Origin of the sequence: Microbispora sp. NPDC046933 (assembly GCF_040644635.1) — a bacterium.
Classification (GTDB): domain Bacteria; phylum Actinomycetota; class Actinomycetes; order Streptosporangiales; family Streptosporangiaceae; genus Microbispora.
The window spans coordinates 69,265-83,635 of record NZ_JBEYWW010000019.1; the positions used below are offsets into that span (position 1 = coordinate 69,265).

The following is a 14,371-nucleotide window of genomic DNA, read 5'->3' on the forward strand; positions in this document are numbered from 1 at the left end:
CCCCCGCAGAGGAGAACGCGTCATGGCGACCAGCACGACCTACGCCGCGCGAGAGCACGCCCGAGCGCAAGAGGGCACCAGAAGCGACACCATGCCGGTGCTCCCGGCCTCGGACTGGCCCGCCCCTCCCGACGGCGTCGACCCCGCCGACCTCGTGTGGGCCGAAACCGTCGCCGGCGGCGGCTACACCCACAGGGTGCTGGCCCGGGGCACCGAACTGCGCCTCACCGACCTGGCCGGCGACGCCTGCGCGCACCTGCTCCTCTTCGTCGAGGGCCGCCCCTGGGAACGGCTCAACGTCGCCGACACCGTCAAGGTGTTGTGGAACGCCTACCTCGGCGAAGGCCACCTGCTGCTGTCGGACCAGGGCCGCGTGCTGGCCTCCGTGGTCGCCGACACCTCCGGCCGTCACGACACCATGTGCGGGGCCTCCACCCTGCGGCGCAACACCGAACGTTACGGCGACGGCTCCCTGCACGGTCCCGCCCCCGCCGGGCGTGAGCTGTTCACGCTGGCCGCCGCCAAGCACGGACTCCAGCCCCGGGACCTGCCCCCCTCGATCTCCTTCTTCCAGGGGGTCAGGGTCGGCCCCGACGGCGGCCTGACCTTCACCGGCTCCGCCGGGCCCGGCGCCTCCGTCACCCTGCGCGCCGAAATGCCGCTGACCGTGCTCATCGCCAACACCGCTCACCCCATCGACCCCCGCCCCGCCTACACCTGCACCCCGCTGGAAGTCCTGGCCTGGCGCGCCCGGCCCACCGGCCCCGGCGACCCCCTGTGGCAGGCGAGCCCCGAAGGCCGCCGCGCCTTCCTCAACACCGCCGAGGTGACCCGATGACCGTGCCCGACGTACCCGCGCTCGATGTGCCCGTGCTTGACGTGCCCGTGCTTGACGTGCCCGTGCTGGACGTCACCGTGCCCGCCCGCGCCCCCTGGTCGGCGATCATCCGCGCCGGGCAGGAGCTGACCATCACCGACCTCGGCGGCAACCAGGCCGTCGACTGCCTGCTGTACGACGCGCACGACACCGCCGTGCGCTACAGCGCACCCGACACCGTCCACGCCCAGGGCAACATCTTCCTCACCACCGGCAGCGTGCTGCTGTCCAACGAGCACAGCCCGCTGATGACCGTCGTCGGGGACACCTGCGGCCGCCACGACACCGTCGGCGGCGCCTGCTCCAAGGAGTCCAACACGCTGCGCTACGGACACCACACGTACTCCCAGCACGCCTGCGTCGAGAACTTCCTCATCGAGGGCAGCCGCCACGGGCTCGGCAAACGCGACCTGGTCGGCAACATCAACTGGTTCATGAACGTCCCGGTCGAACCCGACGGCACGCTCGGCATCGTGGACGGCATCTCCGCTCCCGGCCTCGCCGTCACCCTGCGGGCCGAGACCGACGTGCTGGTTCTGATCTCCAACTGCCCGCAGATCAACAACCCGTGCAACGGCTTCGACCCCACCCCTGTGCGGATGACGGTCCGATGAACACGCTCCTCGTCGCCAACCGGGGCGAGATCGCCGTCCGCGTCATCGCCACCGCCCGCCGCCTGGGGCTGCGCACGGTCGCCGTCTACTCCGACGCCGACCGGGGCGCCGCCCACGTCCGCCTGGCCGACCACGCCGTACGGCTCGGTCCCGCCCCCGCCCGGGAGAGCTACCTGGACGCCGGCCGCGTGCTCCACGCCGCCCTGGACAGCGGCGCTGACGCCGTCCACCCCGGCTACGGTTTCCTGTCAGAAGACGCCGCCTTCGCGCGCCGGGTCGAGGCCGCCGGGCTGGCCTTCGTCGGTCCCACTCCCGAGCAGCTCGACCTGTTCGGCGCCAAGCACACCGCCCGCGCCGCCGCCGAGCGGGCCGGCGTGCCCCTGCTCCCCGGCACCGGCCTGCTCCCCGACCTGGACGCGGCCCTGAGCGCCGCGCAGGACATCGGATACCCGGTCATGCTCAAGGCCACCGGCGGAGGCGGCGGCATCGGCATGCGCGCCTGCCGCGACGCCGGTGAGCTGGCCCAGGCGTGGCAGAGCGTGCAGCGCACGGCCGCCGCGAGCTTCGCCTCGGCCGGGCTGTTCCTGGAACGCCTGGTCGAGGGCGGCCGGCACGTCGAGGTCCAGGTCTTCGGCGACGGCACGGGCAACGTCGTCACGCTCGGCGACCGCGACTGCTCCCTGCAGCGGCGTCACCAGAAGGTGCTGGAGGAGGCCCCCGCCCCCGGCCTGCCGCCGCTGGTGCGGGCCAGGCTCGCCGACAGCGCCGCCGGCCTGTGCGCCTCGGTGCGCTACCGGTCGGCGGGCACCGTCGAGTTCATCTACGACCCGGCGCGTGCCGAGCCGTACTTCCTGGAGGTCAACACCCGCCTGCAGGTGGAGCACCCCGTCACCGAGGCGATCTACGGTGTCGACCTGGTCGAGTGGATGCTGCGCCTGGCCCAGGGCGACGTGAGCCACGTGCACGCCGCCCTGCGGAACCCGCCCGCGGCCGCCGGCCACGCCGTGGAGGCCCGGATCTACGCCGAGGACCCGAGCCGCGACCACCGGCCCAGCGCGGGCCTGCTCACCCGCGTCGCGTTCCCGGCGGGCGTACGGGTGGACGGCTGGGTGGAGACGGGCACCCAGGTGAGCAGCGCCTACGACCCGCTGCTCGCCAAGGTCGTCGCGCACGGCGCCGACCGGGACCAGGCCCTGGACCGGCTGGCCGCGGCGCTGGCCGAGACCAGGATCGACGGCGTCGAGACCAACCTCGGGCTGCTGCGCGCCGCCGCAGGCGATCCTTCCGTCCGGGCGGCCACGCATGGCACCGCCACCCTGGCCGGGCTCACCGACGGCTCCCGCCGCGTCGAGGTGGTGCGGCCCGGCACCCTCACCACCGTGCAGGACTGGCCGGGACGGACCGGCTACTGGCAGGTGGGCGTGCCGCCGTCGGGGCCGATGGACGACCGCTCCTTCAGGTACGGCAACACCGTCCTGGGCAACGACCCCGGCGCCCCGGGCCTGGAGTGCACGTTGCGCGGCCCTGCGCTGCGCTTCAGCCACGCCACCACCGTCTGCGTCACCGGCGCGCCCGCGCCCGTCACCGTGGACGGCACGACCGTCCCCCAGTGGGAGCCGGTCACGGTGCCCGCGGGCGGCGTGCTCGACATCGGCGCCGCCGAAGGGCCGGGACTGCGCGTCTACCTGCTCATGGCGGGCGGGTTCGACGTTCCCGCCTACCTGGGCAGCGCCGCGACGTTCACGCTCGGCGGGTTCGGCGGTCACGGCGGCCGGGCCCTGCGCGCCGGGGACGTCCTGCACGGTGGATACCTCAGGCACGGGGGACACCTCAAGCACGGGGGACTCCTCAGGCACGAGGGACACCTCAGGCACGGGGAACGCCTCAAGCACGCGGAACGCCTCGCGTACGGCAGCCCGGAAAACAGCGGCACCGGAACGGGGGCGCGGCCCGAGTTCGGGCACGCCTGGCGGATCGGCGTGGTCGAGGGCCCGCACGCCAACCCCGAGTTCTTCACCGACGACGACATCCACGACTTCTACGCCGCCCAGTGGAAGGTCCACCACAACTCCGCCCGCACCGGCGTCCGCCTGATCGGCCCCAAACCGCGCTGGGCACGCCTCGACGGCGGCGAGGCGGGACTGCACCCCTCCAACATCCACGACACCCCCTACTCGGTGGGCGCCGTGGACTACACCGGTGACATGCCGGTCGTGCTCGGCCCCGACGGCCCCTCACTCGGCGGGTTCGTCTGCCCGGCCACCGTCATCACCTCCGAACGCTGGAAACTCGGTCAGCTGCGGCCCGGAGACACCGTCACCTTCGTCCCCGTGCCCCCCGCGATCGGCGTCCCCGGCGACGGCGGCGTGCTCCACCGGCTCCCCGAGACCGGCGAGCGGCCCCGCGTCACCTACCGGCGCAGCGGTGACGACAACATCCTCGTCGAGTACGGGCCGATGGAGCTCGACCTGGGCCTGCGCATGCGTGTGCACGCCCTGTCAGAGGCGCTGTCGGGGGCGCTCGCCGCCCGGGACCTGCCCGGCGTCGTCGACCTCACCCCCGGCATCCGCTCGCTCCAGATCCATCTCGACCCGGCCGCGCTCTCGCAGCGAGACCTGCTGGCCGAACTGCTCCGCATCGAGGCCGCTCTGCCGCCCACCGGAGAGCTGGAGGTGCCCAGCCGCGTCGTCCACCTCCCCCTGTCCTGGGACGACCCCGCCACCCGGGAGGCCATCGCCCGCTACATGGCGGGGGTGCGCGACGACGCGCCCTGGTGCCCGTCGAACATCGAGTTCATCCGGCGGGTGAACGGCCTGGAGGACGTCGCCGAGGTCCACCGCATCGTCTTCGACGCCGAATACCTCGTGCTCGGGCTCGGCGACGTCTATCTCGGCGCTCCCGTGGCCACCCCGCTCGATCCCCGGCACCGTCTGGTCACCACCAAGTACAACCCCGCCCGCACCTGGACCGCCGAGAACTCCGTCGGCATCGGCGGCGCCTACCTGTGCGTCTACGGAATGGAGGGACCGGGCGGCTACCAGTTCGTGGGCCGGACCACGCAGGTGTGGTCGAGCTGGCAGCAACGCGGCGCGTTCCAGCCGGGCTCCCCCTGGCTGTTGCGTTTCTTCGACCGGATCCGCTGGTATCCGGTGACGGCGGAAGAGCTGCTCGAACTACGCGCCGACCTGGCGGCGGGGCGCCTCGAACCCAAGATCGAAGAAGGCATGTTCCGGCTCGCCGACTACCGCCGCTTCCTGACCGAGCACGCCGACTCCATCGCGGCCTTCCGCGAACGGCAGGCCGCCGCCTTCGCCGCCGAACGCGCGGCCTGGCAGGCGTCGGGCGAGTTCGACCGGGCGGAGCAGTCGCAGGGCCCGGCCGAAACCGAGCTGGAACTCCCACCAGGCTGCCACGTGGTGGAAGCGGAGTTCACCGCGAGCGTCTGGCAGGTCAGCGTCACGCCCGGCCGGCGGATCGCCGCCGGGCAGCCGCTGATCGTGCTGGAGGCGATGAAGATGGAGTCCGCCGTCCTGGCCCCCGCGGACGGCGTGGTCGAACGAGTCCTGGTCAGGGCTGGTGACCAGGTGGAGGCGGGCGCCCCGCTGGCGGTGCTGAGGAGTGATCGTGGCTGAGACGGCACTGGAACGGGTCCGCAGGGCCTACGCCCGGATCGCCGAGACGGACCGTCCGGAGATCTGGATCGACCTGCGGCCCCGGGCCGACGTGGAGGACGAGGCCGCCGCCATGGACGTCCGGGTGACGGGCGGTGAACACCTCCCCCTCGCGGGCCGCCTGCTGGCGGTCAAAGGCAACATCGACGTGGCCGGACTGCCCACCACCGCGGGCTGCCCCTCCTACGCCTACCATCCGGACGCCGACGCCCCCGCCGTGGCCCGGCTCCGCGGGGCCGGCGCGATCGTGCTCGGCACCACCAACATGGACCAGTTCGCCACGGGGCTGGTCGGCACCCGCAGCCCCTACGGCGCGGTGCGCGCCGCCACCGACCCGGCCCGGATCTCCGGAGGGTCCAGCTCGGGCTCGGCGGTCGCCGTCGCGCTCGGCCTGGCCGACCTCGCGCTCGGCACCGACACCGCGGGCTCGGGCCGGGTCCCCGCCGCCTTCAACGGCGTCGTCGGGCTCAAGCCCACCCGCGGCCTGATCCCCACGGAAGGCGTGGTCCCGGCCTGCCGGAGCCTGGACTGCGTCAGCGTCTTCGCCCGCACGCTCCCCGAGGCCCACCGGGCCCTGGCCCTCATGACCCGCCCTTCCGCACGGCCCGCGTCCCGTCCGGCCCGCCGCCCCGGGCCGTGGCGGGTGGCCGTGCCCGCCACCGCCGGCCTCGGCACACTGGCCCCGGGCTGGGCCGAGGCGTTCGAGACCACGGCCCGCCGGCTGGCCTCGGCGGGCGTGGAGACCCACCCGATCGACCCCGCCCCCTTCCTGGAGGCCGCCGCGCTGCTCTACCAGGGGGCGTTCGTCGCCGAGCGGTACACCGCCGTCGGCGCGTTCGTCGAGAAAGGCGGGCCGGACCTCGATCCCACCGTCGCCTCCGTCATCACCGCGGCCCGTGACCTGCCCGCCCACCGCCTGTTCGCCGACCGGGAGCGGCTCACCGCACTGCGCGAGCGGGCCCTGTCGCTGCTCGGCGAGCGCGACGCCCTGCTCCTGCCGGTCACTCCCCGCCATCCCACCCTGGCGCAGGTCGCGGCCGACCCCGTCGGCGTCAACAGCGAACTCGGCCGCTTCACCAACTTCGTCAACCTCTTCGACATGTGCGCACTGGCCGTACCCGCCGGGCAGGTGGACGGACTGCCGTACGGGGTCATGCTCGTCGGCCGGGCCCATGCCGACGACGACCTGGCCGCCATCGCCCGGCTGCTCCAGCCGGCCGTCCGCCTGGCGGTGGTGGGCGCGCACCTGTCAGGACAACCGCTCAACCACGAGCTCACCACGCGCGGCGCCCGCCTGCTGGCCACCACCAGGACCGCCGAGCGCTACCGGCTGCACGCCCTGACCACCGACCCGCCCAAACCCGGGCTCGTCCGCGCGGTTGAGGACGGTGGTCCCGAGAACGGTGCGGCCATCGAGTGCGAGGTGTGGGAACTTCCCGCGGAAGGGCTGGGCGACCTGCTCGCCGCCCTTCCCCGCCCGATGACGCTGGGCCAGGTCGAGCTGGCCGACGGCACGAAGGCGCCCGGCTTCCTCTGCGCTCCGGAAGGGCTGCGGGGCGCGGCCGACATCACCGCGCACGGGGGGTGGCGCGCGTATCTCCGATCTCGGCCGTCGTCGGGTGAGACGCTCGCCGGAACGTGAGCGCGGCCAGGGTCAGGCCGCCCAGGGCGCCGCCGATCGAGAAGCCGACGCTGCGGACGCCGAGAACGGCACCAGCACCAGGCCCGCGACGAAGACGCCGGCGCCGAACCCGTAACCGGCCGACGCGGGCGTCTGCACGTAGCGGGTCACCAGGCGAAGCGCCGCCGGCGGTCATCGGTTCGCCTCGGTGGTGAGCTGCGTGAGCACGTCGTTCACAGCCGGGCCTGTGCCTCCTTGACGTGGCGCAGAATGCCGTAGGCGCGTGCGGCTTCGGCGATCGAGCCGGCCTCGTCAAGCAGTTCCAGCGCCTCCTCGCGGCGGCCCTCCCCGGCGGTGATGTAGGCCAGTCCGACCATGTTGGCGGCGACGCCGGGAAGGAACCCGACCTCACAGCGGAGCCGTGTCGACTCCTCCAGGCGTTCCCGCGCCGACTCCAGGCGGCCGGCCCTTTGGTCCGCGATGCCCAGATGCCGGAGGGCGTAGGACGCGGTCAGGGCGTCGCCGGCGTGCACCGCTTTCCGGTGGGACCGCTCCAGCACGGGAACCGCGGCGGCGTCGTCATCCCGTACGACCTGACGGAAACACCCGATCCAGAACAGGGCCTCCGCCTCGCCGCGTACGTCTCCGAGGTTCCGGTAGAGCTCGGCCGCGCGCTCGAACAGGCCCAGCTCGTGAGGGTCCTCGCGTCTGCCGTCCAGGAACCGCGCGTGCGCGATGCGTCCCCGAGCAAGGGCGAGGTCGGCCTCCACCGCGTCCAGCTCCCGCTCGGCCGCCGTCACCGCGTCGGTGTCACCCTCGAAGACCGCTCGTTCGTACAGCAGCCTCGCCTGCTCGATCCGGTCGTCTGCGCGCATCTCGCCCCTCCACCGCTTTCGTCCCGACTCGCCGAACACTAGAAGATCAAATGGTGCACCCGCACGATCACCTTCTGCCGCATGTCCGCGGCTCGTCCAGCAGGCGAAGCACGGCCACCGCCGGGCCCCTGGGGGGCGTCCGGTGGCGCGGGCGGATGTTTGGTCCTCCTACCTGCGGGTAATGCGGCGCGGACCTGCCCGTACGCTCCGTGGAGGGACCCGCCGAATGGATGCCAGCAAGCCTGCCAAGGCCGTCAAGGACGTCGTGGAGAACGCCGCAGAGAAGGTGGCCGGCTACCTGACGCCGGACGTTCCCGGCTCGCCGGGCAGTGCCCCGGCGACCGTCGAGGAACCGACGGCGCCGCACGACCCGCTGCCGCCGAAGAAGGAACAGGGCGCTCCCGCGACCGTCACGCCGACCGGAGCGGAGACCGGCGCGCCCGCCACGTCCAAGGGCCAGCAGGGCGCCTACCTCACGACCGCGCAGGGGGCGCGGCTGCGCGACACCGACCACTCGCTGAAGGCGGGTGAGCGCGGCCCGACCCTGCTGCAGGACCACCACCTGCGCGAGAAGATCACGCACTTCGACCACGAGCGCATTCCCGAGCGCGTCGTCCACGCCCGAGGCGCGGGCGCGCACGGCGTGTTCGAGGCGTACGGCACGGCCTCGGCGGTGACCAGGGCCGGCTTCCTCAAGAAGGGGAAGAGGACCGACGTCTTCGTGCGGTTCTCCACCGTCCTCGGCTCGCGCGGATCGGCCGACACGGTCCGCGACACCCGCGGCTTCGCGACGAAGTTCTACACCGACGAGGGCACCTTCGACCTCGTCGCCAACAACATCCCGGTCTTCTTCATCCAGGACGGCATCAAGTTCCCCGACGTCATCCATGCGGGCAAGCCGCATCCCGACCGGGAGATCCCCCAGGCGCAGAGCGCCCACGACACGTTCTGGGACTTCGTCTCCCTGCACACCGAGGCGCAGCACCACACCATGTGGAACATGTCCGACCGCGGGATCCCGCGCTCCTTCCGGATGATGGAGGGCTTCGGCGTCCACACCTTCCGGCTGGTCAACGAGGCCGGGGAGACGGTGCTGGTCAAGTTCCACTGGAAGCCCAAGCTCGGGGTGCACTCCCTGACCTGGGAGGAAGCGCAGATACTCGGCGGGATGGACCCCGACTTCCACCGCCGCGACCTCTACGACGCGATCGAGGCCGGCGCCCACCCCGAGTGGGAACTCGGCATCCAGGTGTTCCCCGACACCCCCGACCAGACCTTCGAGGGCATCGACCTGCTCGACCCGACCAAGATCGTGCCCGAGGAGCTCGCGCCGGTGCAGCCCATCGGGAGGATGACCCTCAACCGGACGCCCACGAACTTCTTCGCCGAGGTCGAGCAGGTCGCCTTCCACCCCGGCCACCTGCCGCCGGGCATCGACGTCACGAACGACCCGCTGCTGCAGGCGCGGCTGTTCTCCTACCTCGACACGCAGATCACGCGGCTGGGCGGCCCGAACTTCGCGCAGATCCCGGTCAACCGGCCGCACTGCCCGGTCAACGACATGTTCCGGGACGGCTTCCACCAGCACGCCGTCCACGCCGGGGTCGCGCCGTACCGGCCGAACTCCCTGGACGGCGGCAACCCGTCCGTCGCCGGCGACGCCGAGAACGCGTTCGTCGACACACCGGTCGAGGTCGCGCAGGCGAGGAAGGTCCGCGCCAACCCCGTGTCCTTCGGCGACCACTTCAGCCAGGCCCGCCTGTTCTGGCTGAGCATGTCGCCCGTGGAGAAGGAGCACATCGTCCGCGCCTACACCTTCGAGCTGGGCAAGTGCTACGAGCAGGCGATCAAGGAGCGCCAGCTCCGGTGCCTGGCGAACATCGACCCGGTCCTCTGCCGGGAGGTCGCCATCGGGCTGGGCCTGCCCGCGCCGGAGCCGGCCCTGCCGCTCGCCGACCCCGCACCGAGCCCCGCGCTCTCGCAGGTGGGCAAGGAGTGGCCGGCCGACGGCCGCATGGTCGGCGTCGTCCTGGACGACGGCGCCGACCTCGACGGCGTACGCGACCTGCGCAGGGCCGTGTTCGCCGCCGGCATGGTGCCGCTGCTGGTCGCCCCGCACGGCGGCATGCTGGGCGATATGCCCGTGCAGCGGACCTTCGCCACCGCCCGGTCGATCGAGTTCGACGCCCTGCCGCTGGCGGCCGCGCCGGCGCCGGCCCCCGACGCCCTGCCCGCACGCGACGCCAAGGCGGGCGCCGGCGACTCCGTCGCGGTCGACCCGCGAGTGACGCTCATGATCGAGGAGTGCTGGCGGCACGCCAAGGCGATCGGCGCCTGGGGCGCGGGCGCGAAGCTGCTCGCACAGGCCGGAGTCTCCGGCACACCGGGCGTGGTCTCCGGTGACTCCGCCGCGGGGGTCTTCACCGCTGTGCAGCGGTTCATGGCCACCCATCGCGTCTGGGAACGGTTCCCCGCCTCGGTCGCCTGACGCTCCACATCGGGCATCCGCAGGGCCTCCTTCCACGGTTCGGGACCAGGGGAGGAGGGAGGCTGTCGTCGGACATCCCGGCGTCGGCCACGGGTTCCTCTGCGACCGCGACACGTTCGACGCCACGTGCGGCCTATGACGCCTGGCGGCGCGTACGGAGCTCCTGGCCGGGGAACTGGTCGAGCATGGTTCGGTGAGGAGCCGGTAACGCCCTCGCAATAAGAAACATCGCAGTAACACTCCCGAATACGCCATGAAACGGCCAACGGTGAGTCTCAGGGTGCGCCCGTGGCGGAACCTGCGGACGACCACCGTGAGGAGTGTGAGGCGATCATGCCGGTGAAGGTAGATGGCGGCGCCACCGCCTGGCTCCTGGCCTGTACCGCGCTCGTCCTGCTGATGACGCCGGGCCTGGCCTTCTTCTACGGCGGGATGGTCAGGGCCAAGAGCGTGCTCAACATGATCATGATGAGCTTCGTCTCGATCGCCCTGGTCACCCTCGTCTGGCTGGCCGCCGGATACAGCCTGGCGTTCGGCCCCGACATCGGGGGACTGATCGGCGGCCTGGCCCACGTGGGGCTGCACGACATCACCACAGGGTCGGTCACCGGGCAGGTGCCGACGCTGCTGTTCGCGACGTTCCAGCTCACCTTCGCCATCATCACCGCGGCACTGATCAGCGGCGCGATCGCCGACCGGGCCCGTTTCTCGGCCTGGATGGTCTTCGTCCCGGTGTGGGCGCTCGTGGTCTACGCGCCCATCGCCCACTGGGTGTGGGGCCCCGGCGGCTGGATCCACGCCATGGGCACTCTCGACTACGCGGGCGGCCTGGTCGTGGAGATCACCTCGGGGGCCTCCGGGCTCGCCCTGGCGCTGGTGCTCGGGCCGCGGATCGGGTTCAAGGCCGAGGCCATGCGACCGCACAACCTGCCCCTGGTGCTGCTCGGCGCCGGACTGCTGTGGTTCGGCTGGTTCGGATTCAACGCCGGTTCCGCGCTGGCCGCGGACGGCACCGCCGCCGCCGTCTTCCTCAACACCCTGGCCGCGGGATGCACCGGCCTGCTGGGCTGGCTGCTGGTGGAGCAGCGCCGCGACGGCCATCCCACCACGTTCGGGGTCGCCTCGGGCGTCGTGGCCGGGCTGGTCGCGATCACACCGTCGTGCGGCTCGGTCGACGTGCTGGGCGCCCTGGTCATCGGCCTGGCCGCGGGCATGATCTGCTCGCAGGCGGTCGGCTGGAAGTTCCGGCACGGCTACGACGACTCCCTCGACGTGGTCGGCGTGCATCTGGTCGGGGGCATCGTCGGCACCCTGCTCATCGGGCTGCTGGCCACCCGCACACTCACCGGCGCAGACGGTCCGCGGGGCCTGCTGTACGGCGGCGGCCTGGCCCAGCTCGGCAAGCAGGCGATCGCGGTCCCGGTGGTCGCCTTGTACGCCTTCGCGGTCACCTACGGGATCGGCAAGCTGATCCACCGGCTGATGGGTTTCCGCGTGAGCGAGGAGGACGAGGTGTCCGGCGTCGACCTGGCGCTGCACGCCGAGACCGCCTACGACCACGGTGTGCTCGACCACGCCGTCCGGCTGCGCACCCACCGCCCCGCGCCGGCGCAGCCTGATCCGCGTCCCATGACCTGATCGTCGAGGACTTCACCGGCCGGTCAGGCGTGGATCAGGCGGTGCAGGGCCTGCTCGCGGGCGAGCACGGCGGCGCCCTCGACGGTGGCCGTCGCTCCCAGGCCGCTCTGGCGGATCTCGACGGGGATGGACAGGGTGCTCAGGGTCTCCTGGACGCCCTGAACGAGGAGCGGGTTGGAGCCGACCCCGCCGCCGAGGACCACCAGGCCGGGATCCAGCAGGGCGACGACCGCCACGACCAGCCGGCCGACCTGCGTGGCGTGCTCGGTCACGGCGCGCTGCGCGGGCGGGCAGCCCTCGCCGGCGCGCCGGAAGAGCTCCTCGGCGCTCGTGGGCGGGGCTCCCTCCGACGCCGGCCACGCGGCCGCCGTACGCAGCAGCAGATGCTCGGCTCCGAGGAAGCGCTCCAGGCCCTCGGGGACGGGCTCCTGCCCGGCGTCCCACGGGAAGGGCAGATGGGCGACCTCTCCGGCCCAGCCGGACGCCCCGCGCAGCAGCCGCCCGCCCATCATCAGGGCCGCGCCTATCCGGACACCCGCCTGCACGTACGCGAACTGCGCGGCGTCCTGCGCCACGCCGAGGTTCCCCTCGGCGACGGCCGCGCAGTTGACGTTGTTCTCCAGCAGCAGCGGGGCCGGGGGGAGGGACAGCGCCTTGACCATGTCGTGCACGTCGGGCGACTGCGAGGCGGCGGCGGGGTCCCGGTCGGTCACGACGGTCGGAAGCGCGATCACGATCTGCCGCAGCGGACCGCTGTCGCCGAGCCGCGGCAGCGTCTCGCGCAGGAGGGCGCCCGCGGCGTCGGCGCTGGCCGTCAGGTCCGCCGTGCCGGACGGCGTCACAAACCCGGACGCGCCCGCCGGGGACGCGACGTCACGGCTGACGCCCAGCAGCCGCTCGCCGCTCAGCGCGTGCGCGTGGATGCGCGTGCGGGTGACGCCGACGTCGACGCCCAGCACGTGCCCGGCCCCCTCGCCGATGCGCCACAGCAGCGCCGACCGGCCGGTGTGCCCCTGGACGGAGCCGTCCTCCCGCACGAGGCCGAGCTCCTCGAGTTCGGACATCGCCGTGGAGACCGTGGGTTTGGACAGGCCCAGTGCCTGGCTGATCTGGGGACGGGTGGCCCGGCCGCGCCGGGTGAGCTCCGCCAGCACCGCTCGTGCACTCGCGCTCAGTGATGTCATCCCGATCCCCGCAGCTCCCGATTCCACTTGATCCTTTCATGCCTGCCCTTGACATATCCTAGCCCACTTCGTTAGGTAAATGACCTAACTAAATGGAGGCTGGTTATGCACTCGATCTCACGCCGGAGGCTCCTGAGCCTGCCGCTGGTCCTCGGCGCGGCCGCGGTCCTGCCCGGTTGCGCCGTGTCCGGACCTTCCCGCGGCAGCGGCGGCTCCTCGGGCCCCGTCACGCTGAACGCCCTGTTCATGAAGCAGGCCAGCTACAGCGAAGACGACATCCGCGGCATGCTCGCGGCGTTCCGGAAGGCCCACCCGGACATCACGGTCCAGCCGACCTTCGTCGCGTACGAGGCCCTGCACGACAAGATCGTCATTTCGGCGCCGGCCGGCACGTACGACGTCGTGCTCATCGACTGCATCTGGCCGGCGGAGCTGGCCAGCAAGAACATGCTGCTCGACGTCACCGACCGCTACCAGCGGACCTGGCTGGACGACATCCTGCCCGGCACGCTCGGCGCGATCACGTACAAGGACCGCAGGTACGGGATGCCGTGGATCCCCGGCGGAAAGATCTTCTTCTACAACACCCGGATGCTGAAGGACGCCGGGGTCGACGAGACAGCCATGTCGACCTGGGACGGCGTGCTCGACGCCGCCAGGACGCTGAAGGCCAAGAAGATCGTCGAGCATCCGATGGTGTGGAGCTGGGCGCACGCCGAGGCGATGGTCTGCGACTACGCGCAGCTCCTCGGTGCGTTCGGCGGCCGTTTCCTCGACGACGCGGGCAAGGCGGCCTTCCACCAGGGAGGCGGGCTGCAGGCGCTGGAGTGGATGAAGCGCACGCTCGACGAAGGTCTCAGCGCGCCCTCGTCCACCAAGCTCCTGGAGGACGACGTCAAGAAGGTCGTCGTCCAGGGCGACGCGGCGATCGCGCTCAACTGGGACTACATGTACAGCGAGTCCAACGACCCGAAGCAGTCGAAGATCGTCGGAGAGCTGAAGCCCGCGGTCAGCCCCAAGGGGCCGGGCGGTCAGGGCCCGGCGGTGGACGGCTCCATGGGCCTGTCGGTCACCGCGACCTCCAAGCACCCCGACGCCGCGTGGCAGCTCGTCGCCTTCCTGTGCGGGAAGGAGAACCAGCTCCAGTACGTCGAAAGGTCGCTGCCGGTGTGGGACAGCGCCTACGAGGACCCCAAGCTCACGAGCGGGGCGCAGGCGCCACTGGTGGCGGCCGACAAGGCCCAGTACGGCTCGCTGATCGAGCGCCCCCAGGTCGTGCAGTACAACGCGGTGAGCCAGGAGATCCAGGCCGGGCTGCAGTCCTGCCTGGTCGGCGGGACACCCGCGGCCCAGGCGCTCGCCGACGCCGCGGCCAAGGTCAACCGCGTCATCGGGGGCTGACC

At 72.4% G+C, this 14,371-nt stretch carries 10 protein-coding genes; 7 read left to right on the plus strand and 3 right to left on the minus strand.

The features are described from left to right. The first annotated feature begins 22 nt into the window (after positions 1-22). From ABZ857_RS24745 to atzF, 4 genes are read left to right on the plus strand one after another with little or no spacing between them, the layout of a single operon-like run. Complete coding sequence (locus ABZ857_RS24745; RefSeq protein ID WP_357046612.1) at positions 23-838, plus strand: urea amidolyase associated protein UAAP1; 816 nt, start codon at positions 23-25, stop codon at positions 836-838. Next, positions 835-1,491 carry an urea amidolyase associated protein UAAP2 gene (locus ABZ857_RS24750; RefSeq protein ID WP_357046614.1) on the plus strand — a complete coding sequence of 219 codons (657 nt, stop codon included), beginning with the start codon at positions 835-837 and terminating at the stop codon, positions 1,489-1,491. Before ABZ857_RS24745 ends, ABZ857_RS24750 begins: the two co-directional genes overlap by 4 nt. Continuing rightward, complete coding sequence (locus ABZ857_RS24755; protein WP_357046616.1) at positions 1,488-5,123, plus strand: 5-oxoprolinase/urea amidolyase family protein; 3,636 nt, start codon at positions 1,488-1,490, stop codon at positions 5,121-5,123. Before ABZ857_RS24750 ends, ABZ857_RS24755 begins: the two co-directional genes overlap by 4 nt. Further along, on the plus strand, positions 5,116-6,804 hold the full coding sequence (gene atzF, locus ABZ857_RS24760; RefSeq protein ID WP_357046618.1) for an allophanate hydrolase: 1,689 nt from the start codon (positions 5,116-5,118) through the stop codon (positions 6,802-6,804). The genes ABZ857_RS24755 and atzF overlap by 8 nt, the downstream gene beginning before the upstream one ends. A 12-nt stretch (positions 6,805-6,816) precedes the next feature. Here atzF and ABZ857_RS24765 read toward each other — a convergent pair whose 3' ends face one another. After that, positions 6,817-6,954: a hypothetical protein gene (locus ABZ857_RS24765; protein ID WP_357046620.1), complete on the minus strand. Its 138-nt coding sequence runs from the start codon at positions 6,952-6,954 to the stop codon at positions 6,817-6,819. Positions 6,955-7,016: 62 nt separating this feature from the next. Beyond that, positions 7,017-7,658, minus strand: coding sequence for a hypothetical protein (locus ABZ857_RS24770; protein ID WP_357046622.1), 642 nt, complete (start codon positions 7,656-7,658; stop codon positions 7,017-7,019). A 226-nt stretch (positions 7,659-7,884) separates the two neighbouring features. On the opposite strand from ABZ857_RS24770, the gene ABZ857_RS24775 reads away from it, so the two are divergent. Both ABZ857_RS24775 and ABZ857_RS24780 read left to right on the plus strand, forming a co-directional pair. Next, positions 7,885-10,146 carry a catalase gene (locus tag ABZ857_RS24775; RefSeq protein WP_357046624.1) on the plus strand — a complete coding sequence of 754 codons (2,262 nt, stop codon included), beginning with the start codon at positions 7,885-7,887 and terminating at the stop codon, positions 10,144-10,146. Positions 10,147-10,434: 288 nt separating this feature from the next. Next, positions 10,435-11,784 (plus strand): ammonium transporter, encoded by a 1,350-nt coding sequence (locus tag ABZ857_RS24780; RefSeq protein ID WP_357046626.1) that lies wholly within the window; start codon positions 10,435-10,437, stop codon positions 11,782-11,784. 23 nt (positions 11,785-11,807) lie between these two features. Here the strand turns inward: ABZ857_RS24780 and ABZ857_RS24785 are convergent, their stop codons facing one another. Further along, a complete protein-coding gene (locus tag ABZ857_RS24785) occupies positions 11,808-12,968 on the minus strand; it encodes an ROK family transcriptional regulator (protein WP_357046628.1) in 1,161 nt (386 codons plus the stop codon). Positions 12,969-13,073: 105 nt separating this feature from the next. Here ABZ857_RS24785 and ABZ857_RS24790 point away from each other — a divergent pair, with 105 nt between their 5' ends. Beyond that, positions 13,074-14,369: a sugar ABC transporter substrate-binding protein gene (locus ABZ857_RS24790; protein ID WP_357046630.1), complete on the plus strand. Its 1,296-nt coding sequence runs from the start codon at positions 13,074-13,076 to the stop codon at positions 14,367-14,369. Positions 14,370-14,371: the final 2 nt, after the last annotated feature.